Here is a 21,081-nt window from a genome sequence, read left to right as displayed (position 1 = left end):
GCGGCCGCCTCCCTGAGATCCGGGCAGTGGACGGGGTTGAAAAGGTACCGCAGCGGACGGCCCGTCAGCCTTGTGCGAACGGCGCGAGTTCGGGGTGTTCCGCGCACCAGGCGCGGCGCTCGCGGTCGATGGCCCGGCGCGCGGTGGCGTGCTGCTTCCCGGGCGGCGGGAGTTCGTCCATGGCGCGTTCGGCGGTCCTCATGGCGTCGACGAACTCCCTTCCCGCGGAGGTCAGTCGGTCGTTCGCCCCCAGGACGGGCAGGACGGCGGCGACCTGGGCGCGGACCCGGGCGTGCTGGGCCCAGGCGCCGCGGGCCCCGTAGAGGGCGGCGCGCTGCCAGTACCCGGCCAGGGCCAGGTGGGCGTAGGCGCCGTGCAGGAGCCCCTCCAGCGGGCGGGGGTCGGCGCGCCAGGGGGCCCAGTACCGGGGGGTGCGGTCGGCGGTGTGCAGGGTCAGGACGTCGGCGAGGGCGGTGAGCTTGCCGTGCTGGACCTCGTGGACGAGGGTGGCGGCCAGCGCGGGCGGGGCCTGGGCGCGGGCCAGTACGGAGCCGGCGGCCGCGGGCAGGGTGGCGCCGCTGGAGCGGGAGCCGCCGGCGAGCGGTACCACGGAGCGCAGCAGTTGGACGGTCTCCTCGGCGCGGGCGGTGTCGTACCGCTGGAGCAGGGTGAGCGCGCCGGACCACTGGGTGTCCCAGCGCCGGTGCCCCTTGGGGGTGAGCCGGCGGGCGGGGCGTACGGGGGCCTGCTGCGCGGGGCCGGGTGCCCGGTAGGGGTCGAGGTCGTCGAGGGCGGTCCGGCCGCCGGGGAGGGTGTGCAGGGGGAGGGTGGCCGGGTCCTCGGGGTCCCAGGAGCGTTCGGTGAGGGCGAGCGGGCCCGGGCGGTCCGGGCGCAGGAGTCCGAGGGTGGGCAGGAGGAGGCGGCCGTGCTGGGGGCGCAGGGTGTGGGTGAAGGCGATCCCGGCGCGCAGGGCGGCGGCGACGGCGAGGGCCCCGAGGTGGCCGAGGTCCGGCGGGGGCCCGTACGGGGCGTGCAGGCGGCGCAGGGTCTCCTCGGCCCACACGCCGGTGGCCGGGTAGTGCAGGACGTCGCGCACGGCGCCGGGGTCGTGGCGTTCGGCCTCCTCCAGCAGGGCCCAGTGGCCGGCGGTCTCGCCGGACCGGCCGCCGGGGGCCGCGTCGAGGACCCCGCGCAGCAGGACCAGGCGCTTGGAGCGGCGTACGTCGCGGACCAGGCGGGTGCCGTCCGAGGAGGGCTCGGTGGAGGCGAGGGCGCGCAGGGTGCGGGAGGAGACGGTGAAGGAGGCGAGGGCGGCGGTCATGAGGCGACCGCCGGGGGGCGGGCGGCGGTGGCGGCCCGGGCGGTGGTGATGGCGGTGGCCGCGGTGGCTGCGGTGGCGGTGGCCGCGGCCTGCTGGAGGGCCGCGGCGATGTGCCGGATCAGGACCTGGAGGTCCGCGCAGTACACGGACGGCTGGCGGAAGCCCTCGCCGGCGCGGTAGCGGTGCGGGTAGTGCCCGCCTCCGCACACCTCGACCAGCTCGCAGGCACGGCACCCGGCGGCGAGCGCGTCCCGTCCGAGCTGGCGGGCGGCGAATCCGGGGTGGTCGAGGAGCTGGTCGAAGCTGTGGGTGGCGAGGGTCATCCCGGTGGCGGCGGCGCCCTCGTAGGCGGACTTCAGCGAATCGGCCTGTTCGATGGAGCCGTCGGTCTCGATGACGGCGGTGGCGGCGGGTGCGAGCCCGAGGGTCTCGGTGGCGGCGGGCAGGCCGAGCAGCAGGGCGATGATCTCCTCGAAGGTCCGGATCCGGGTGCGCCGCACCCCGTCGTGCCACCAGCGTTCGAAGACGGCGAGGAGCCAGTCGGCGTACGGGGTCCGGCCGGGGTGGTGGCCGGGCGGCGGGGAGCTCCGGTTGGCTAGCGGCAGCAGCAGCCCGACGCTGGGCGGGGCGAAGGCGAGCAGGGACTCGTACGTCTCCACGGGGTCCTGGGCGAGGTCGATGACGCAGAGCACCCCGGCATAGCTGTCCGGATGCCGTGCCAGCAGCCGCAGGCCGCGGGCGGCGGCGCCGAATCCGGGACGCCCGGCGTGGTCGACGCGCCGGGTGTTGTGCGCGGGGAGCCCCCCGTCGAGGCTGACGCCGACGCGTATCCCGGCGGCGGCCAGCGCGGCGAGCCGACCGCGGGTGAGGAGGGTTCCGTTGGTCTGGACGGTGGCGGTGACCCGGGTGTGCGGGGCGGCCGCGGCCACGGCGGCCCGTACGGCGTCGACGGGCGCGGCCAGCCGGCCGGGCGCGGTGAGCAGCGGTTCGCCGCCGTGCAGCACCAGGTCGACACGGGGCAGGTCGTGGGCGGCGGCGTGCTCGGCTATCCGCTCGGCGGCGCGGGCGGCGGTGGCCGGGGCCATGACGGCGGGCTGGCCGCGCCAGCCCTGGTCGGCCATCTCGTAGACGTAGCAGTAGGTGCAGGCGAGGTTGCAGCGGCTGCGCGTCTTGAGCACGAACTGCCGTATCGGATGCGGACGGTGGCCGGCGGCCCGCAGGGCGGGGACGTCGAGCCGGGTGTAGGGCCAGGGCGCGTGGCGGGCGTGGGCGTCCCGCGCGGGCAGCACGGCGTCGCTCGTGTCGGTGTCCCTCATCGCCTGCGCCTCCCTCCCCCGGCGGCTGCTGGGAGGTCCCCCAGCGACGGTCCATCCCTGCCCTTCGGACGGCCTCGGCTAACGGCGGAAAGCGGTCAAGTGGTGTGCGGCTCAGGCGCGGTATCCGGTCACACGATGCCCGAGTCGAAGGCGTTCAGGATCTCGGCCGGGTTGGTCACCCGCTCGACCATGCCTTCGATCACCTGGGCGAGCACGGGATGGTCGATCCCGCGCAGCGCCGCCAGATCCAGGCCGGAGAGATCCGGCAGCCCCCCGGGGCACCGCTGGACCACCACTGCCACGTCCTGATCCTTCGTCACCATGGGCCGCCCGTCCCCCTGTTGCGTCGCACGTTCGATGGTCCACTGCCCTTTCCCCTCCCCCGGCGCCCGGAAACGGCCGGGCCGGGGGCGCAGGGCGGCTCAGAGGGCCGCCTCCAGGGCGCTGATCCGCGCGGCGAGCGCCTCGGACCGCCCCTCCGCCGCCGCCTCGGGCCGTACCCCGGACCCCGCCTCGGGCCGTACCCCGGACCCCGCCTCGCCGCCTGTGCCGAGCCGCATCCACAGCTCCAGCGCGGAGCGGTACGCGTCCAGGGCCGCCCTGGGCCGGGCTAGGCGCTCCAGCACCTCCCCGCGCAGCTCCTGTACGCGGGCGGCCAGCTGGACCGCGGTACCGGCGGCCCGGCGCTCCTCGCGGTCGGCCTCCAGGGCGGCCCGCCAGGCCCGCCGGTAGGAGTCCGCCGCCCGGTCCAGGCGGTCCAGGGCCCGGGTGTGCCCGTGGATCTCCTGCTGCACGTCCCCGTGGTCCCGCCAGGCGCGGGCCCGCTCCAGCGGGCTGCGGCTGTGCCGGACGGCCAGTTCCAGCAGGTACTCGGCCTCCCGCAGGTCCACCGGGTCCCCCTCGTAGGTGTGCCGCAGCCGGAGCCCGGCGGCCAGTCTCAGCAGCCGGTGCGCCGCACCGGGGTCGGACTGCGGCACCGCCGCCCGGCTCTCGCGCAGCACGCGTACGGCTGCCCCGGTGAACCGCCGGCCGTCGGCGGCCCGGGCCCGCTCCATCAGTACGTCGCCCCACTCGGGCAGCAGCTCGCCGAAGGCGTCCGCGTCCCGGGGGATCAGCCGACGGGCGCGGCCGTACGCCTCCGCGGCGTCCTCCAGGGCCGCCGGGTCGGCGTCCCGCTCGTAGCGCGCCCGGTGCACCCGCGCCAGGCAGACCAGGGCCGCCACCCGCTGCTCGGCGTCCCCGCCGGCCTCCGCCAGGGCCGCGTCCAGCTCCGCGGCCGCCTCCTCCAGCCGCCCGGGCAGGTACCGCAGAGCCCCGGCCAGTTCCACCCGCACCCGCGCGCGCGCTTCCGGACCGGCCGTCCCGTCCGCGGTCAGGGCGGTCGCGGCCAGCCGGGCCGCGGCCTGTTCGGCCAGGGCCGTGCGCTCGGCCGGGTCGGAGGTGTGGGGCAGCAGGGCCAGCAGGACGCGGCCCAGGGCCCGTTGGAGTGCGGGATGCGGCGGCGCGTCGGTGGCGCCGCCGGGCGTGGGTGCGGGCGTGGGACCGGGCGTGGGACCGGGCGTGGGACCGGGCGTGGGACCGGGCGTGGGACCGGCCAGCGACTCCAGGGCGGCCCGCGCCTCGCGCAGCGCGCCCGGGTCCTCCCGCAGCGCGCTCAGCCGGATCAGCGTCTCGGCCCGGCGCACCGCGCAGTCCCGCCGCAGTCCGGGGTCCCCCGCGGCGCCCGCCGCCGCGAACTCCCGGTCGGCGGCGGCCAGCAGCTCCGCCTCGCCCGGGGAGGTCGTACGGGTGGCCGCCAGCGCCCGCTCGTACAGCACCCGGCCCCGCACGAACCGGGCCGGGGCGCTCCGCAGCCCGGTCACGGCCCGCTCGGCCTCGGCGAGGAGTTCGGGGTCCCGCTGGGCCGCCCACAGCCGCAGCAGCGCGCCCGCCAGTTCGGTCTCCGCCTCCTCCGGCGGATCCCCCGGCCCCGCCGGGGCCGTCACCGCGCGGCGCAGGACCGCCACGGCCTCGTACAGGGCGCGCGCGTCCCCGTCCGCGAGCCGGTCGCGCGCGGCGCGCACCGCACCGGCCCGGCCGGGTGCCGGGGGCGGGGCGGGCTCGCGCACCGGCGGGTCCCCCTCCTCGGGCACCCCGGGAAGGTAGCGCCGTACGACCTTGGCCGAGACCTGTGCGAAGGCCTGCGGGAGCCGCCCGGCGGGCGCCCGCTCGGCGTCCTCCGGCGCGGGTCCGGCCTCCGTGGCCGGCGCCCCGGTCAGCTGCGAGACCGCGAGCGCGGGGAAGTTGCGCACGCCCCGCCCGAAGTGGGCCTGCACGTACTCAGAGCAGTGCTTGAGCACGAGGGCGGCCTCGTCCCGCCCCAGCGGCCCCAGCAGTACGTCCTGCACCCCGGGCGTGAACTCGTACCACTGCCCCGGCGCCTCCGCGCTGCGCCGCAGCAGCCCGCTCAGCAGCACCTCGGCCAGGTCCGAGGGCTCGGAGTCCGGCAGCATCGTGCGCTGCACCAGCCGCATGACGGGCAGCGTCAGCGGGGCCGCCGACAGGTACACGGCCAGCTGTACGGCCCGGGGCGCGGCCGAGGACCGGAACCGCGCCACCAGCTCGCGCGGGGGCCGTACGGCACGGGGCGGCGGCGGGGGCGCCGCCGGGTGGGCGGCCAGCACCCGGCCCACCTCGGCCGGTACGGGGCCGGTGCCCAGCCCGGCGACGAGCCGGGCCCACGCCCCGAGGGCGGTCGCGCCGGGGGGCAGCACGGGCACGGTCAGCCCTCCCACGGGCCGTCCGGGCAGCGGCGGCCGGTCCGACCGGAATTTCAGCTTCCCGCCGCTGCCCTCGACCCGGGTGAGCGTGCCCCGCTCGGTCGGCAGCCAGCTGCGGCCCCACAGCCGCTGCGGCAGCGGCTGCACGACCACGCACGGGGTGCACTCGGCCCACCGGTGCAGCAGCCGCTGCGCCGCGCCCTCGCGCCACAGCGGTCCGGCGCAGTCGGAGACCAGCATGGTCAGGGCCCGCCCGGTGGGGTCGCGCAGCTGGTCCCCGGAGCGCAGCCCGGGGCCGGGCACGGGGCCGCGCCCGAGCGCCGCCGTGCCGTCGGCGAGCCGGTGCAGGTAGTGCACCTGGACGTCCCGGAAGGCGCCCAACCGCTCGCACACGGAACGCAGTTCCTCGAACATGTCCTGCCACACCGCCATCGACGGCGACGCGTCCATCACCAGCCGTGCGGTGGCCTCGCGCCTGCTGTCGGGCCGGAGCACCGGGATGACCAGCCCGAGGGCCCGGGCGCTGGCCTCTGCGGTGGCCGGTTCGTCGAGGACCATCCGGGTGGGCGGGGCCGGCGGCCGGTGCCGCTGGAGGGCGCGCAGGGCCCGCTGTATCTCCAGGATGCGGGGCAGCGCGGCCGCCCTGGGGACCCGTACGGGCACCCCGCGCTCCCCGGGCGACTCCCCCGCGAGCTCTCCCTCGGCCTCGCCGCCGCGGCGCGTCCCGGGCGGATAGAGCCTGACCGGATCCTCAGGTTCCAGCTCCACCCGCCCGGGATCCTCGGGCGGACTGACCGGATCCTCAGCCTCCGGCTCCGGTACGGGCACCTGCGCGCCCGGCGCGGCCCGCCCGGGCCCGCTGATCCGCCCGGCCAGCCACAGCGCGTCGGCGAGCTCCTCGGCCGACGGGTCGAGCCCGGCGCGCCGCAGCAGCACGGCCAGTTCACGGATGCCGGACGCTCCGGCCGGAGCTCTTCCGGCGGGCGGAAGTCCGTCGGGTGCCGGTCCGTCAGGCAAGCGTCCGGCGGGCGGGGGTTCGGCTCGTGGCGGCACGGCCCGTCACCTCGGTCGGTCGAGGCGCTGGATGAGCAGGTCCGCGAGGTCCTCCCGGGTGGGCGGGGCCGCGTAGTGGGTCAGGTAGACGGCGTTGAGCAGTTGGTCGGCGGCGACCAGCTCGGACTGCGAGCGGCTGAGGAACTCCCGGATCAGGTCGGCCCCGAGCTGGGCCGCCTCCTCGCCGAGGTGGGCGCGGACCATGGTGGCGAGCCGCTTCTCGCCGGGCTGTCCGAGCTTGAGCTGGATGCAGCGCCGCAGCAGGGCGGCGGGGAAGTCCCGCTCCCCGTTGCTGGTCAGGATGATGAACGGGAAGGCCCGGCAGCGCACCCGGCCGCCCTGGACGGTCACCTTCGAGCCGTCGTCGGTGAGCACCTGCACCTCGGGCTCGGTGTCGGCGACCCGCTCCAGCTCGGGGAGGGCGAACTCCCCTTCCTCCAGCACGTTCAGCAGGTCGTTGGGGAGGTCGATGTCGCTCTTGTCGAGCTCGTCGATGAGCAGCACCCGGGGCCGCCCGGTGGGCAGCAGGGCGGTGCCCAGCGGCCCGAGCCGGATGTACTTGCCGATGCCGGGCGCCCCGCCCGGGGCCCCGCCGCCCGCGGCGATCTGGACGTCCTGGAGCCGGGCGAGGGCGTCGTAGCGGTACAGGCCGTCCTGGAGCACGGTCCGCGACACCACCGGCCAGCGCAGCACCCGCCCCAGCTTCAGCTCGTGGGCCACGGCGTGCGCGAGGGTGGACTTGCCCGTTCCGGGGAAGCCCGTCACCAGCAGCGGCCGCCGCAGGTACAGCGCGGCGTTGATGGCCTCCAGCTCCTCGGGCTCGGGCCGGTGCAGCTCGGCGGCCTGCCGGTGCGCGCCGAGCCGCCGGGCGATGTTCCCGTCGGCCGCGTCCGCTCCGGCGGGGCCGCCCGCCTCCCCCACGGGCCCGCCGTCGAAGTCCCGCCACGGCGGCGGATCGGGCAGGGCGTCGATCCCGTCGTGGGGCTCGCCGACACCCCGGTATATGAGCCACTCGTCGTTCATGGGTGCTGCTCCCTCCTGCCGGTCACAGGTCCCCCTGGAGCGGCTCGTCCTCGGGCAGGGCGCGCGCGGGGTCGTCCCAGACGAGCGTCGCCCCCGCCGCCCAGTAGGCGTCCGGGTCGGCCCCGTACGCCCGCCCCCGCAGCGCCTGGAACCGCAACGGCAGCACCTCCGCCCGGCCCGCTTCGGCCAGTTCCTCCCGCAGCCCGCGGTGGAACGGGGCGCACGACACCCCGGGATCCGCCGGGGGCCGGCGGCCCACCACCACCCCGTACCCGGCGTCCCGCACCGCATGCAGCGCTCCGAGCGTGGGCTCCAGCGCCGCCGCCCGGCAGTGCACCGGCACGGTGTTGTCCGGGAGTCCGGCCAGCCAGCCCGGCGCGGGGCTGCGCGGGCGCCCCCGTACGCAGTCGGCCCGTTCGTCGAGCAGCGGTCCCGCCTGCACCCGGGCCCACCGGGCGGCCGCGGCGGGCGCGCGTCTTCCGGCGGGGTGGCGGAACACCACCGGCCGCTGCACCCCCAGCGGCACTCCGCCCACCAGCACCCACTCGTCCACGGGCACCCCGAACAGCTCGGGTTCGACGGCCACTTCGAGCACGGCCGCCGCCTCGTGGGTGTCGGACGCCCGGAAGGCTTCGGCGAGCGGGGCCCGTAACGCCTCGGGCAGCTCCCGCAGGGTGGCCCGTACGCCCGAGTCCACCGCCCGCACCCGCCCGGGGTGCGCCGGGCCCGCCAGCACCGAGACCTTCCAGTCGTAGACGTCCTCCCAGCCGTGCGCCCACAGCTGCAGCAGGGCCGAGGCCCCGGTCGGCAGTCCGCCGGACGGCCGGGCCGGACCGCGCACCGCCTGCCCGGCGGAGGCCCGCCGGCGGCGCTCGCGCTCGGCCAGGCCCCGCTCGTGGCGCTCGCCGAGCTCCCGGCGGAGCGGCCGCCACAGCCGCTCGGCCGTGGCCCGTACCCAGTCCCACAGTTCCTCGTCGGCGCCCGGCGTCGGCGGCTCGCGGTAGTCGGCGACGCTCACGTCCGTCGCGTACCGGAGCATGGCCGCGGCCTCCCCCGCCCCGCCCGGCGGGTCGTGCAGCAGCCCCAGCCCGTCGCGCCAGCTCAGCGGGGCGAGCGGATGCGGGTCCGGCTCCTCCCCGCGCGCCGCCTCCACCAGGGCCCGTACGACCTCGGAGGAGCCCGGCGGGGGCAGTTCGGCGAGCAGCCCGCACAGGGTGGTGCGCTCGCCGGGGGTGAGCCGGCCGCGCCCGCCGTACGGGTCCCCGTCCTCGGCCGGGAGTTCGTCGTGCACGTCCGTCCAGGTCCGTCGGCTGTTGAGGTCGCTGAGGTGCTGGTCGTAGTGGTGCAGGTCGTGGGCCTGCATGACCCGGCGGTACAGCCCGGTCCGGCCGCGCGCGGGCATCGGCAGGGTGCGCAGCTGCGCGACCGAGACGGCGAGCCCGCCGGCGCCGGTGTGGCGGCGGGCCTTGACCACGCCGACGACCTCGCCGCGGGCCAGGTCCACCACGGGGCCGCCGGACATGCCGGGTTCGATCTCGTCGTCGTCGCCGAGCCGGATGGCCGCGCCGTTGCCCGCGGTGCCGCGCAGCCGGGTGGTGCGGCCGGTGATCTCGGGTGTGCCGAGGTCCTCGGTGCAGCCGAAGTACGCGACTTCGTCGAAGCGGGGCCGGGAGCGGTCGGTCAGCCAGACGCAGGCGTGCGAGACGGGTGCCAGGACGCGGATCAGCGCCAGGTCGGGCAGGTCCCACAGGGCCCGCCGGCCGGGGCGCCGGTCCTCCAGCCGCTCGGGCAGCACGCACTCCACGCGCCCGGTGACGGTCCCGGTGGAGCCGTTGCCCCCGGAGGAGAAGGTGATGCCGACCTCGCGCCCCGTCAGACGCACCGCAGCACCCCCTTCGCCGACGACGTGCGCGCACGTCAGGACCCAGCCGGGGGCGATGAAGAACCCGCTCCCCCAGGTGGGGCCGGACGAGTAGCTGCCGGGGGCTTCATACCCGCCCGGCGGGGCGTGGACGCGTACGGTCGCCGCCTGGACGAGGGGCTCCAGAAGCTCGAAGGCGCGCGCGGAGCCGGCCGTGCGCCCTTCCGTCATTCGCGCCCCCCGCTCGTTGGGCGTCCACCGTAGCGCCGGAGGCGCCGTGGGCGGGAGGTCTCGCCGCAGAGCGGATTATCCTGGCGGGAAACACCCCCTGCACATCCACATCACGGCACGGAGCCCGACTTGTACTTCACCGATCGCGGCATCGAGGAGCTGGAGAAGCGGCGCGGCGAGGAGGAGGTCACCTTCGAGTGGCTCGCCGAGCAGCTGCGCACGTTCGTCGACCTGAACCCGGACTTCGAGGTCCCGGTGGAACGCCTGGCCACCTGGCTGGCCCGGCTGGACGACGAGGACGACGACACCGAGGACTGACGGGACACGAGAACGGCCCGGCTGCGCGAAGCAGTCGGGCCGTTCTCGTCAGGGTGCACCGGGTGCACAAGGCGGCGCCGGATCAGGCGGCCTTGGTCTCCCAGAAGATGCGGTCGATCTCGGCGATGAGCTCGAGGGCCTTCGCGCCGGTGGCCGGGTCGTTCGAGGCCTTGGCCGTCGAAAGGGCCTTCAGGGTGTCGTTGACCAGCTGGTGCAGCTGCGGGTACTTCTCGAAGTGCGGCGGCTTGAAGTAGTCGCTCCACAGCACCGAGACGTGGTGCTTGGCGAGCTCGGCGCGCTGCTCCTTGATGGTGATGGCGCGCGCGCGGAAGTCGGCGTCGTCGTTGGCCTGGTACTTCTCCTGCACGGCCTTGACGGACTCGGCCTCGATGCGGGCCTGGGCAGGGTCGTACACGCCGCACGGAAGATCGCAGTGGGCGGAGACCTTCGCCTTGGGGGCGAAGAGGCGGGAAAGCATGGAGTGTGTCCTCCTCGTGATCGTCTTCTCAAGGGGGAGATTACTCGCTCGGAATGCGCTTTTCGCGGTCGCCCCCATGGGCTTAGGACAAAAGTCCAGCGTCGCGGGCGGACCGGTGAGCGAATGTACGGGGCCGTACGGCAGCATGCGGAGGGTGACGAGGAGGTCGGGCATGGTGGAGAGCGGGCGCCCGCGGAGGCGGTTCGGGCTGGTCGACGTGAGCGGGCCGTCCATGGTTCCGACACTGGTCCACGGGGACCAGGTGCTGGTCCGGTACGGGGCGGCCGTCCGTCCGGGTGACGTGGTGGTGCTGCGCCACCCGTTCCAGCAGGACCTGCTGGTCATCAAGCGGGCGGTGGAGCGGCGGCCGGGCGGCTGCTGGTGGGTGCTCGGCGACAACCCGTACAACGAGACCGGCGACAGCACCGTCTACGGGCCGGTGCCCGACGAACTGGTGCTGGCGACGGCGGTCCTGCGCATCCGGCCGCGCGGGGAGGATCAGCGTTCGCTCATGGCCCGGCTCTCGTGGGCGGCCTCGGCGCTGCGCCCGCTCTGGGCGGACGCCTCGGCCTCCAGCCGCTTGCGGGCGCGGTAGGCGGCCACGTTGGCCCGGGTGGCGCAGCGGTCGGAGCAGTAGCGCCGGGAGCGGTTGGTCGAGGTGTCGAGGTAGGCGTTGCGGCAGGGCGCGGCCTGGCACAGGCCGAGGCGGTCGGGGCCGTGCTCGGTGAGGGCGAAGGCCAGGCCCATGGAGGCCATGGCGGCGTAGCCCGCGGAGGCGTTCGAGGGGTGCTCGGCGAGGTGGATGTGCCAGTCGGGGCCGCCGTCGTCGCGGATGGTGTCGTGGCCGGTGACCTGGGGGCTGACCGGGAACTCCATCAGGAGCGAGTTCAGCAGGTCGACGGCGAGGACGTGGTCGCCGCTGTCGGCGGCCTCGAAGACGGCGCGCAGCCGGCCGCGGACGTTGCGGAAGCGGGTGACGTCGGTGTCGGTGACCCTGCGGGCCATCTGCACGCTGGCGCCGAAGAGGGCGCGGACGGCGTCCACCGAGGTCAGCGAGTCCTTGTTGCGGGCCGGCTCCTCGGTGTTGACCAGGCGCACGGCGAAGTCCGAGTAATGGGCCAGTTCCACTTGTAGTCCTTACGGCTGCGGATTAGTGTCTCCCGTAACGGCTGAGACGTCTTCGAGGGTATTACGTGTGGAGGGGTTCGTGAGGGCGGATACGACGAAAACCGGCACCGGTCGCCAGGCCTGGCAGGCATGGCAGGACAGCTGGGACCGGCAGCAGGAGTGGTACATGCCCGACCGCGAGGAGCGGTTCCGGGTGATGCTCGACATGGTCGAGGCCCTGGCCGGCCCCGCCCCCCGGGTGCTGGACCTCGCGTGCGGTACGGGAAGTATCACGGACCGCGTGCTCAAGAGGTTCCCGGAGGCCACCAGTACGGGCGTCGATCTCGACCCGGCGCTGCTGACCATCGCCGAGGGCTACTTCGCCGGGGACCGGCGGGTCACCTTCGTGACCGCCGACCTCAAGGACCCCGACTGGCGCGCGGCCCTGCCGCACGACACGTACGACGCGATCCTGACGGCCACGGCCCTGCACTGGCTGCCGAGCGAGGAGCTCGCCGTCCTGTACGGGCAGCTGGCGCCCCTGGTCCGCCCGGGCGGAGTGTTCATGAACGCCGACCACATGCCCGACCCGGCCACCCCGCGCATCGACGCGGCCGAGCACGCCCACCGGCACGCCGGCATGGACCGGGCCAAGGCGGCCGGAGCGGTGGACTGGCGCGAGTGGTGGGCCCTGGCGGCCGCGGACCCGGCGCTGGCCGAGCCGGTGAAGCGGCGCTTCGAGATCTACGGGGAGCACGCCGACGGCGACACCCCCACCGAGGCCTGGCACGCCGGCACCCTGCTGGACGCCGGGTTCGCGGAGGCCCGTACGGTCTGGCGCTCCCCCTCGGACGCGCTGGTCCTAGGTCTCAAGTAGGGACCTGAACACACATGCGTAAGGGGCGGTACGGGAAACCCGTACCGCCCCTTACCCGTCCGCGGGTGCGACTACAGCACCTTGGAGAGGAACGCCTTCGTCCGGTCGTGCTGGGGGTTGCCCAGTACGTCGCGGGGGTGACCCGACTCGACGACCACGCCGCCGTCCATGAAGACGAGGCTGTCGCCGACCTCGCGGGCGAAGCCCATCTCGTGCGTGACCACGATCATGGTCATGCCCGACTCGGCCAGGTCCCGCATGACGTCCAGGACGTCACCCACCAGCTCCGGGTCGAGCGCCGAGGTGGGCTCGTCGAAGAGCATCAGCTTCGGCTCCATGGCGAGCGCGCGGGCGATCGCCACACGCTGCTGCTGGCCGCCGGAGAGCTGGGAGGGGTAGTTCCCGCCCTTGTCGCCCAGGCCCACGCGGTCCAGGAGGCGTACGGCACGCTCGCGCGCCACCGCCTTGGACTCGCCCTTGACCATGACCGGGGCTTCCATGACGTTCTCTATGGCCGTCATGTGCGGGAAGAGGTTGAAGCGCTGGAAGACCATGCCGATGTCCCGGCGCTGGGCCGCGACCTCGCTGTCCTTCAGCTCGTAGAGCTTGTCGCCCTTCTGGCGGTAGCCGACGAGGTTCCCGTCGACGTACAGCCGTCCGGCGTTGACCTGCTCCAGGTGGTTGATGCACCGCAGGAAGGTCGACTTGCCGGAGCCGGACGGGCCGACCAGGCAGAAGACCTCACGCGGGGCGACCTCCAGGTCGATGCCCTTGAGGATGTGCGCCGCACCGTAGGACTTGTGGACGCCCTCGGCCTTCACCATGGCAGTCGTCATCAGGCCACCGCCTTGCGGTTCGAGAAGCTGGACAGTTTCGCCTTGATCTTCTGCAACGGCGTGGGCGGCAGCGAGCGGAGCGCACCGCGGGCGTAGCGGCGCTCCAGGTAGTACTGGCCGACGCTGAACACGCTGGTCAGGGCGAGGTACCAGATCGACGCGACGAAGAACATCTCCATCACCGCGAACGAGGTGGACGCGATGTCCTGGGCCGCGCGCAGCAGGTCGAAGTACTGCACCGCGACGACGAGCGACGAGGTCTTGAGCATGTTGATGAACTCGTTGCCCGACGGCGGCACGATCACCCGCATGGCCTGCGGCAGCACGACGCGGCGCATGGTCTGCATACGGGTCATGCCGAGCGCGTGCGAGGCCTCGGTCTGGCCCTCGTCGACCGACTGGATGCCGGCCCGGACGATCTCCGCCATGTACGCGCCCTCGTTGAGGCCGAGACCCAGCAGGGCGGCCAGGAAGGGCGTCATGACCTGGGTCATCTCGTCCTTGTAGAACCCGAGGTTCAGGATCGGGAAGATCAGGGCGAGGTTGAACCAGATGAGGAGCTGCACGTACACCGGGGTGCCGCGGAACAGCCAGATGTAGAACCAGGCGATGGTGCTGGTCACCGGGTTCTTCGAGAGCCGCATCACGGCGAAGAGGACACCGAGCACCAGGCCCAGGACCATCGAGGCGACGCTGATCCAGATCGTGTTGCCGACACCACGGAGGATGGTGGGGTCGAACAGCTTCTCCGGCACGGTCGCCCAGCGCACGTTGCCCTGCGAGAAGGCGATGGCGAGCGCCACGACCAGGCCGATCACGACCACGGCGCTGATCCAGCGGCCGTAGTGGCGGACCGGGATGGCGCGGATCGCCTCGGGGGGGACGGCCCCGGCCGGCGGGGTGTCCGCCGGGTCCGGGACCTTGTCGAGCTTGTCAGTCACAGTGACTGCCCTTCAGTGTGCTGCGGTGGTACGCGGAGGTCAGGAACCGGCGTTGATCTTGGCCTCGGTCACGGCGCCGGAGCCCGCGTTCCACTTGTCCAGGGCGGCCTTGTACGTGCCGTCCTTGATGACCGCGTCGAGGGCTTCCTTGAGCGCGTCGCGCAGCTCGGTGTTCTTCTTGTCCACCGCGATGCCGAAGAGGCCGGCGTCGGTCGGGTTGGCGATGGCCTCGAAGTCGTTGCCGCCGCCGGCGGTCTGCGCGATGTACGCGGCGACCGGGGAGTCGTTCAGGTCGGCGACGGCGCCGCCGGCCTTCACGCGGGTCTGGGCCTCGGCGTCGGTCGGGAAGGACTCGATGCCGATCTCGGCCTTGCCGGCCGTCTTGCACTTCTCGGACTGGTCCTTGGCGGACTGCTCGTACGTCGTGCCGCGCTGGACGGCGACCTTCTTGCCGCACAGGTCGTCGAGGGTCTTGATGCCCTCCGGGTTGCCCTTCTTGACCAGGATGCCGGTCGAGGCCGAGAAGTAGTCGACGAAGTCGACACCGGCGCCGGTCTTGGCGCCCTTGTCGTCCAGGCCCTCCTGACGGGCCTTGGTGTCGGTGAGCGAGGACATGACCAGGTCGCTGCGGCCCGTCTGCATGCTGCCGATCAGGGTGTCGAAGGTTCCGGACTCGAACTTGAACTGGACACCGAGCTGCTTGGCCAGGGCCGCCGCCACGTCGGGGTCGACACCGACGATCTTGCCGCCCTCGGTGAACTCCATCGGCGCGTAGGTCGCGTCCGTACCGACCTTGATGACACCCGCGTCCTGGATCTTCTTCGGAAGCTTCGAGAAGAGCGGCGCGCTGCTGTTGGCCGCCTGCCCCGAAGGGGTCGTGGAGGCCTTGTCCGTCTGGTCTCCACAGCCGGTGAGGACCAGGGCGCCGGCGACCGCGATCGCGCCGACCGCGGCGATCCGGGACCGGGCGGCGGTCGAACGACGGGTGATGCTTGCGGTCATGAGCTGGTTCCTCCGGCTGGTGGAAAAGCACCGAAAAACGGTCGGGCACGCATCATCGAGTGTCGCGACCTTGTGTGATTACGGCATCTTGCCATTCGGACTGGCGCATTCAGGGTGCCCGTCAGGTCAAAATCAGATAACGGACACCCCCGGCTCTCCAACAGGACTGCGGGCGTGGCCCCTCAGGGCCGCAGAAAACGCTGCGACCAGGCAGTTTGGCCTCACTATTTACGGTGCGTCTCGCCCATTGGACAGAGACGTTTGGACTTTTAGCCAAAACCAGGACATGCAGCCTATGGTCGAGCAGGAATCGACTCGTCTGGGCGAGCGTTCATCCGGTAGAACAGATCCTTACACCCCTCATCCGGGGCTCAGGGCGCGCGTGCGGCGCGCCCGCGCGTACGAACCTCCCCTTCGCGGAGACGGGCCAACCGTCGATGCGGAGTACGGACGCGGTGCCCGCCCACCCCTTAACCAGGAGTGGCCACCCTCAACGATTCAAAGGACTTAAGGGGTCACACACAGTGGCAGCGGAGATCTTCAACCCTCGCAGTGACAGCGTGACGGACAACAACCCGGACGCGGTGTTCGCGCTGCACCGGGGCGGCAAGATGGCCATCCAGGCCACGGTGCCGGTCAACAACAAGGACGACCTTTCCCTCGCGTACACCCCCGGCGTGGCGAAGGTGTGCACCGCCATCGCCGAGCAGCCGGAGCTGGTGAACGAGTACACCTGGAAGTCCAACGTGGTCGCCGTCGTCACCGACGGCACCGCCGTGCTCGGGCTCGGCGACATCGGCCCCGAGGCCTCCCTCCCCGTGATGGAGGGCAAGGCGATCCTGTTCAAGCAGTTCGGCGGCGTGGACGCGGTTCCGATCGCGCTCGCCACCAAGGACACGGACGAGATCATCGAGACGGTCATCCGTCTCGCGCCGTCCTTCGGCGGGGTGAACCTGGAGGACATCTCCGCTCCCCGCTGCTTCGAGATCGAGCGCCGCCTGCAGGAGGCGCTGGACATCCCGATCTTCCACGACGACCAGCACGGCACGGCCATCGTGACGCTGGCCGCGCTGCGCAACGCCGCGAAGCTCACGGGTCGCACCCTCGGCGACCTGCGTGCCGTCATCTCGGGCGCGGGCGCGGCGGGCATCGCCATCGCCAAGATCCTTGTGGACGCGGGCATCGGCGACGTGTGCGTGACGGACCGCAAGGGCGTCGTGTCCGCCGACCGCTCCGACCTGACGGACGTCAAGGCGGAGATCGCGGGCCTGACCAACAAGACGGGCCAGACCGGCTCGCTGGAGCAGGCCCTCGCCGGCGCGGACGTCTTCATCGGCGTCTCCGGCGGCACGGTCCCCGAGGAGGCGGTGGCCTCGATGGCGAAGGACGCGTTCGTCTTCGCCATGGCCAACCCGAACCCGGAGGTCCACCCGGACGTCGCGCACAAGTACGCGGCGGTCGTGGCCACGGGCCGTTCGGACTTCCCGAACCAGATCAACAACGTGCTGGCGTTCCCGGGCATCTTCGCGGGCGCCCTCAAGGTGCGCGCCACCCGGATCACCGAGGGCATGAAGATCGCCGCCGCCGACGCCATCGCCGGTGTCGTGGGTGACGAGCTCGCCGCCGACTACGTGATCCCGTCGCCGTTCGACGAGCGCGTGGCCGAGGCCGTCGCGTCGGCCGTCGCCGCGGCGGCGAAGGCCGACGGCGTGGCCCGCCTGGCCTGAGGCGCCGGGCTGAGCTGTACGGGCAGGGGCCCGGCCGGAGCGATCCGGCCGGGCCTTTCGTCTGTGCGCGCACCCGGTGCGACGAAAGCCTCACCACCGCGGTCCCGGGAAGGGCTGGAACCCTGCCCTACCGAACGGTAGCGTCGCGGCATGTTCGCTGCCTACGCCGCCCGAATCGACCGTGACCACCCCCTGAACGGCCTTGAGCTGGGCGAGCGCCCGGCGCCCGAGGTCCGGCCCGGCTGGGTGACCGTGAACGTCAAGGCCGCCTCCCTCAACCACCACGACCTGTGGTCGCTGCGCGGGGTCGGTCTCGGCCAGGAAAGACTCCCGATGATCCTCGGCTGCGACGCCGCCGGGATCGACCAGGACGGCAACGAGGTCGTCCTGCACTCCGTGATCGGCCAGAGCGGCCACGGGGTCGGCCCGGACGAGCCCCGCTCCATCCTGACCGAGCGCTACCAGGGGACCTTCGCCGAGCAGGTGACCGTCCCCGCCTGGAACGTCCTGCGCAAGCCCGCCGAGCTCTCGTTCGAGGAGGCCGCCTGTCTGCCGACGGCCTGGCTGACGGCGTACCGGATGCTGTTCACCAACGCGGGTGTCCGCCCCGGCGACTCCGTCCTCGTCCAGGGCGCCGGCGGCGGGGTGGCGACCGCGGCCATCGTCCTCGGCAAGGCGGCCGGCCTGCGCGTCTTCGCCACCAGCCGGGACGAGGCCAAGCGCAAGCGGGCCGTGGAGCTGGGCGCCGTGGAGGCGTACGAGCCGGGCGCGCGACTGCCGCAGCGGGTCGACGCGGTGATCGAGACGGTGGGCGCGGCGACCTGGTCGCACTCGGTGAAGTCCCTGCGCCCGGGCGGCACCCTGGTCATCTCCGGTGCCACGAGCGGCGACCGCCCGGCGCACGCCGAGCTGACCCGGATCTTCTTCCTGGAGCTGAAGGTGGTCGGTTCGACGATGGGCTCGAAGGACGAGCTGGAGGACCTGCTGTCGTTCTGCGCGACCACCGGGGTGCGGCCGGTCATCGACGAGGTGCTGCCGCTGGACCGGGCGCGCGAGGGCTTCGAGAAGCTCGCGTCGGGCGACCTCTTCGGCAAGATCGTGCTCACCCCCTAGCGCAGGCGTCAATAAAGGTTGACACCTCCTCCCGCGTCAACCTACATTGACACTCATGACGGAAGCTACCGATCTCGCCGAGCGGGCCGGTGACCGCGACCCGCGTGTGGGCCTGCGTGCCGTGGCCGCCCTCCGGAGACTGCTGGAGCAGTTGGAGGCCGTACAGGTACGCAGTGCCCGCGCGCAGGGGTGGTCCTGGCAGGAGATCGCGGCCGAGCTGGGCGTCAGCCGGCAGGCCGCGCACAAGAAGCACGGGAGGCTTTGATGTTCGAGCGTTTCACGACCGAGGCCCGCAACACCGTGACGGGCGCCGTCGCCGAGGCCCGACGGGCCGGGGCCACCACGGTCACCGAGGAGCACCTCCTCCTCTCCCTGCTGTCCCTGGGCGCCCTGGATCCGCTGGATGTCGACCGCGCCGCCGTCACCGCCGACCTCGCGGCGGCCCGCCGCCGGGGCGGCATGTCGAAGACCGACGAGGAAGCGCTGGCCGGACTCGGCATCGACCTCACGGAGATCGTCTCCCGCATCGAGGAGACCCACGGTGAAGGCGCCCTGTCGACCCCGGCGCCGAGCAGGCGCACGCTGGGCGGCTCGATCCGCTCGGCCCTCGGCCGCCCGGAGCCGGACAATCGGCACGTGCCCTTCGCCCAGGGCTCGAAGCAGATCCTGGAGCAGTCCCTCCGCATCGCCCTGGGCCGCAAGGACCGCCACATCGGCACCCTGCACCTGCTGCTGGCCCTGCTCTCCCGCCCCGGCGCGGTCTCCGAGGTCCTGACGGACCACGGAGTCACCTACGGGACGGCGGAGACGGGCCTGGCCGCCTAGGGCCTGGCCCCCTAGTGCTGTGGCCGGAAAGGTTTGCCGGGGCGCGGCTCCCCCAGCTACCGCTGGGAGGTGCCCCCAGGTGCGGTGCATCGCAAGGCGGAGGGCCGCGGCTCGTACTGGACGTACTTGCGCGGTCCGACAACGCGGCGAGGTGCCGTGCCGGGCGCCGCGACCCGGTGAACCTCTCCGGTCACAGCACTAGGACTTGTGGAGCGTGCCGGTGAGGCGGGAGGCCGCCGCCGCGAGGTGGGCGCGCGCCTCGGCCAGCTGGGCCGGGGACACGCCGTGGTCGCGGGCCGCGTCGCGCACGTCGTCGCGGAAGCGGTCCAGCAGCCGGTCCAGGTCGCGGGCCGCGTCGCCCGAGGGCGTCAGGTCCTCGGCCCAGTCCGTGTCCACGATCAGGGGCGTGCCGGACGCGGCGGGTTCGGCGGGCGTGGAGCCGCCGAGCCAGGCTCCGGCCAGACTGCCCAGCACGCCGCCCGACTTGGCGAACTGCTCCTGGAGCTGGCTCGCTATGCGCTGGACCTCCTCGCGCGCCCGCTCCTGGGCCTCCTTGGCCTGGCGGCGGGCCTGCTGGGCCTCCTCGCGGGCCCGGCGGCTCTCGTCCTTCGCCCGCCGCGCCTGTTCCTTCCACTCCTGCCGCGCCTTGCGCAGCTCCTCCTTTGCCGCCTTCCAGGACTCGTCCTCGACCCGGGTCGCCGACGCGGAGGCCGCCGCCCGCATCTCGCGCCGCAAGTCGCCCGCCGCGCCCCGGACGTCGTCGCGGATCTCGGCGGCCAGTTCGGTGACCGAGTCGCGGATCTCCAGCTCCAGGTCCGCGAGTTCACCGCTGCGGTCGGCCAGTTCTGCCCGGCCGGCCTCGGTGATCGAGTACACCTTGCGCCCGCCCTCGGTCGCGTACGTGACCAGGCCCTCGGCCTCCAGCTTGGCCAGGCGCGGGTACACCGTGCCCGCGGAGGGCGCGTACAGCCCCTGGAAGCGCTCCTCCAGCAGGCGGATCACCTCGTACCCGTGGCGCGGTGCCTCGTCCAGCAGCTTGAGGAGGTAGAGGCGGAGGCGGCCGTGGGCGAAGACGGGCGGCATGTCAGAGCACCTTCTTGTCGAGCACGAGGGGGGCGGCGGGCGTGCCCGCGTCGGCCTGCGGGCGGCGCAGCAGCGCGATCGATCCGGAGACCGTGGTGGCCCGCAGGGTGCCCGTGCCGGAGCCGAGGGTACCGGTGATCCTCTTGGCGCCCATCTGGCCGGAGACCCACAGGTCCTCGAAGGCGTTGGAGACGGCTCCGGTGGCGGTGTTGACCTCCACGCGGGCGTCGGCGGGGTGCGGCAGCCGGATGGCGACCTGTCCGGAGACGGAGTTCAGCGCGATGTCCACCGGGCGCGGAGCCGCCGGGTCGAGGTCCAGGTCGATGAGCATGTCACCACTGACCGAGTCGGCCCGTACGCTCACGCCCGCGCCGTCGACCACCGTCAGGCCGCCGGACACCGAGTGGAAGCCGAGGTCGCCGGTGACGGACTGGGCCTCGACGCTGCCGGAGACGGTGTGCGCCTTGACCCTGCCCGACAGGCCGACCAGCGTCGCGTCGCCGGTGACCCCGTTGACGTCGGTGCCGCCGGAGATCCCGGAGACGAAGGACGTGGCGTCGACCGCGGCCAGCCGCACCTGGGTGGCGGCCGGGACGGTCAGGGTGACGGCGGCGCTGCGCTCCCATGCCTTGCGGCCGGAGGCGGAGCTACCGGACCAGGCCTTCCACGGCTTGGCCTCCCACCACTTCTTGAAGCCCTGGGCGCCGTTCCAGGGCAGGTCCTCGTAGGAGACGGTGAGGGTGCCGCCCTCCTGCACCACATACAGGGGCGGTCCGTCGACCTCGGTCACCTCCAGGCGGGCCGGGCCCTCCTCGGCGGCGACCACGTTGACCGTGCCGCTCACGAGACGGACGCGGAGCTCGGTCACCGGCTGCTCGAAGGTGAGCTTCTGCGGTTCGGCGACGTGCCACGTCGACTGCGACGTCTGCTCTGCCATGGGGCTGATCCTCCTCGTGCGCTCACGGACGGGGTCTCGACGCACGCAACATATCGCGTCTTCTGTGAACACGATATATCGCGGTCGGGTGAAGTCAAGCGCGCGTGCGGAATCTGCCGTATACGGCGATTTGCCTGATCGTGTGGGGGCGCGGCCGCGCGGCGGCGGGCGCGGCCGGGCGGCGGGCGCGGCCGGGCGGCGGGCGCGGCCGGGCGGCGGGCGCGGCCGGGCGGCGGGCGCGGCCGGGCGGCGGGCGCGGCCGGGCGGCGGGCG

20 protein-coding genes are annotated in these 21,081 nt (G+C 73.8%); 7 read left to right on the top strand and 13 right to left on the bottom strand.

What is annotated here, in order from left to right:
• Nucleotides 1-64 precede the first annotated feature (64 nt).
• The 6 genes from ACGFYQ_RS05345 to ACGFYQ_RS05320 all read right to left on the bottom strand — a co-directional run bounded on the left by ACGFYQ_RS05345 (nucleotide 65) and on the right by ACGFYQ_RS05320 (nucleotide 9,564).
• A complete protein-coding gene (locus ACGFYQ_RS05345) occupies nucleotides 65-1,321 on the bottom strand; it encodes an aKG-HExxH-type peptide beta-hydroxylase (protein WP_393740176.1) in 1,257 nt (418 codons plus the stop codon).
• Nucleotides 1,318-2,637 carry an FxsB family cyclophane-forming radical SAM/SPASM peptide maturase gene (locus ACGFYQ_RS05340; RefSeq protein ID WP_393740174.1) on the bottom strand — a complete coding sequence of 440 codons (1,320 nt, stop codon included), beginning with the start codon at nucleotides 2,635-2,637 and terminating at the stop codon, nucleotides 1,318-1,320. Before ACGFYQ_RS05340 ends, ACGFYQ_RS05345 begins: the two co-directional genes overlap by 4 nt.
• Nucleotides 2,638-2,765: 128 nt before the next feature.
• Nucleotides 2,766-2,960 carry an FxSxx-COOH cyclophane-containing RiPP peptide gene (gene fxsA / locus ACGFYQ_RS05335; protein ID WP_393740172.1) on the bottom strand — a complete coding sequence of 65 codons (195 nt, stop codon included), beginning with the start codon at nucleotides 2,958-2,960 and terminating at the stop codon, nucleotides 2,766-2,768.
• 99 nt (nucleotides 2,961-3,059) lie between these two features.
• A complete protein-coding gene (locus ACGFYQ_RS05330; RefSeq protein WP_393740170.1) occupies nucleotides 3,060-6,413 on the bottom strand; it encodes an SAV_2336 N-terminal domain-related protein in 3,354 nt (1,117 codons plus the stop codon).
• 42 nt (nucleotides 6,414-6,455) lie between these two features.
• Complete coding sequence (locus tag ACGFYQ_RS05325; protein ID WP_393740168.1) at nucleotides 6,456-7,472, bottom strand: AAA family ATPase; 1,017 nt, start codon at nucleotides 7,470-7,472, stop codon at nucleotides 6,456-6,458.
• A 22-nt stretch (nucleotides 7,473-7,494) separates the two neighbouring features.
• Complete coding sequence (locus ACGFYQ_RS05320; protein WP_393740166.1) at nucleotides 7,495-9,564, bottom strand: trypsin-like peptidase domain-containing protein; 2,070 nt, start codon at nucleotides 9,562-9,564, stop codon at nucleotides 7,495-7,497.
• A gap of 129 nt (nucleotides 9,565-9,693) precedes the next feature.
• Here ACGFYQ_RS05320 and ACGFYQ_RS05315 point away from each other — a divergent pair, with 129 nt between their 5' ends.
• Nucleotides 9,694-9,882 (top strand): DUF6104 family protein, encoded by a 189-nt coding sequence (locus ACGFYQ_RS05315; RefSeq protein ID WP_328927598.1) that lies wholly within the window; start codon nucleotides 9,694-9,696, stop codon nucleotides 9,880-9,882.
• 82 nt (nucleotides 9,883-9,964) lie between these two features.
• On the opposite strand, the gene sodN is transcribed toward ACGFYQ_RS05315, so the two are convergent.
• Nucleotides 9,965-10,360 carry a superoxide dismutase, Ni gene (gene sodN / locus ACGFYQ_RS05310; protein WP_393740165.1) on the bottom strand — a complete coding sequence of 132 codons (396 nt, stop codon included), beginning with the start codon at nucleotides 10,358-10,360 and terminating at the stop codon, nucleotides 9,965-9,967.
• Nucleotides 10,361-10,532: 172 nt separating this feature from the next.
• Here sodN and sodX point away from each other — a divergent pair, with 172 nt between their 5' ends.
• A complete protein-coding gene (gene sodX, locus ACGFYQ_RS05305) occupies nucleotides 10,533-10,955 on the top strand; it encodes a nickel-type superoxide dismutase maturation protease (RefSeq protein ID WP_393740164.1) in 423 nt (140 codons plus the stop codon).
• Here the strand turns inward: sodX and ACGFYQ_RS05300 are convergent.
• Nucleotides 10,859-11,488, bottom strand: coding sequence for a CGNR zinc finger domain-containing protein (locus ACGFYQ_RS05300; protein ID WP_393740162.1), 630 nt, complete (start codon nucleotides 11,486-11,488; stop codon nucleotides 10,859-10,861). The genes sodX and ACGFYQ_RS05300 overlap by 97 nt on opposite strands.
• A gap of 166 nt (nucleotides 11,489-11,654) precedes the next feature.
• Between ACGFYQ_RS05300 and ACGFYQ_RS05295 the strand changes: the two genes are divergently transcribed.
• Nucleotides 11,655-12,344 carry a class I SAM-dependent methyltransferase gene (locus ACGFYQ_RS05295; protein ID WP_393740899.1) on the top strand — a complete coding sequence of 230 codons (690 nt, stop codon included), beginning with the start codon at nucleotides 11,655-11,657 and terminating at the stop codon, nucleotides 12,342-12,344.
• 71 nt (nucleotides 12,345-12,415) lie between these two features.
• Here the strand turns inward: ACGFYQ_RS05295 and ACGFYQ_RS05290 are convergent, their stop codons facing one another.
• The 3 genes from ACGFYQ_RS05290 to ACGFYQ_RS05280 are packed head-to-tail and all read right to left on the bottom strand — an operon-like array spanning nucleotide 12,416 to nucleotide 15,123.
• Nucleotides 12,416-13,180, bottom strand: coding sequence for an amino acid ABC transporter ATP-binding protein (locus ACGFYQ_RS05290; RefSeq protein ID WP_393740160.1), 765 nt, complete (start codon nucleotides 13,178-13,180; stop codon nucleotides 12,416-12,418).
• Entirely contained in the window at nucleotides 13,180-14,121 is a 942-nt protein-coding gene (locus ACGFYQ_RS05285; RefSeq protein ID WP_393740158.1) for an amino acid ABC transporter permease, read from the bottom strand. Before ACGFYQ_RS05285 ends, ACGFYQ_RS05290 begins: the two co-directional genes overlap by 1 nt.
• A gap of 39 nt (nucleotides 14,122-14,160) precedes the next feature.
• Complete coding sequence (locus ACGFYQ_RS05280; protein WP_393740156.1) at nucleotides 14,161-15,123, bottom strand: ABC transporter substrate-binding protein; 963 nt, start codon at nucleotides 15,121-15,123, stop codon at nucleotides 14,161-14,163.
• A gap of 524 nt (nucleotides 15,124-15,647) precedes the next feature.
• On the opposite strand from ACGFYQ_RS05280, the gene ACGFYQ_RS05275 reads away from it, so the two are divergent.
• The 4 genes from ACGFYQ_RS05275 to ACGFYQ_RS05260 all read left to right on the top strand — a co-directional run bounded on the left by ACGFYQ_RS05275 (nucleotide 15,648) and on the right by ACGFYQ_RS05260 (nucleotide 18,788).
• Nucleotides 15,648-16,850 (top strand): NADP-dependent malic enzyme, encoded by a 1,203-nt coding sequence (locus ACGFYQ_RS05275; protein ID WP_393740154.1) that lies wholly within the window; start codon nucleotides 15,648-15,650, stop codon nucleotides 16,848-16,850.
• 150 nt (nucleotides 16,851-17,000) lie between these two features.
• Nucleotides 17,001-17,963, top strand: coding sequence for a zinc-binding dehydrogenase (locus tag ACGFYQ_RS05270; protein ID WP_393740152.1), 963 nt, complete (start codon nucleotides 17,001-17,003; stop codon nucleotides 17,961-17,963).
• Between the two features lie 55 nt (nucleotides 17,964-18,018).
• Nucleotides 18,019-18,228 carry a helix-turn-helix domain-containing protein gene (locus ACGFYQ_RS05265; protein ID WP_267843016.1) on the top strand — a complete coding sequence of 70 codons (210 nt, stop codon included), beginning with the start codon at nucleotides 18,019-18,021 and terminating at the stop codon, nucleotides 18,226-18,228.
• Entirely contained in the window at nucleotides 18,228-18,788 is a 561-nt protein-coding gene (locus ACGFYQ_RS05260) for a Clp protease N-terminal domain-containing protein (protein ID WP_393740150.1), read from the top strand. The genes ACGFYQ_RS05265 and ACGFYQ_RS05260 overlap by 1 nt, the downstream gene beginning before the upstream one ends.
• A 198-nt stretch (nucleotides 18,789-18,986) precedes the next feature.
• Here the strand turns inward: ACGFYQ_RS05260 and ACGFYQ_RS05255 are convergent, their stop codons facing one another.
• Both ACGFYQ_RS05255 and ACGFYQ_RS05250 read right to left on the bottom strand, forming a co-directional pair.
• The gene (locus ACGFYQ_RS05255) at nucleotides 18,987-19,871 is read right to left on the bottom strand and encodes a helix-turn-helix transcriptional regulator (RefSeq protein ID WP_393740148.1); all 885 of its coding nucleotides are present in this window, start codon (nucleotides 19,869-19,871) and stop codon (nucleotides 18,987-18,989) included.
• A gap of 1 nt (nucleotide 19,872) precedes the next feature.
• The gene (locus tag ACGFYQ_RS05250) at nucleotides 19,873-20,808 is read right to left on the bottom strand and encodes a DUF4097 domain-containing protein (RefSeq protein WP_393740146.1); all 936 of its coding nucleotides are present in this window, start codon (nucleotides 20,806-20,808) and stop codon (nucleotides 19,873-19,875) included.
• Between the last annotated feature and the right edge of the window lie 273 nt (nucleotides 20,809-21,081).

The organism is Streptomyces sp. NPDC048258, from assembly GCF_043201995.1.
Lineage (GTDB): Bacteria > Actinomycetota > Actinomycetes > Streptomycetales > Streptomycetaceae > Streptomyces.
This window is presented reverse-complemented; position numbering and strand designations above follow the sequence as displayed.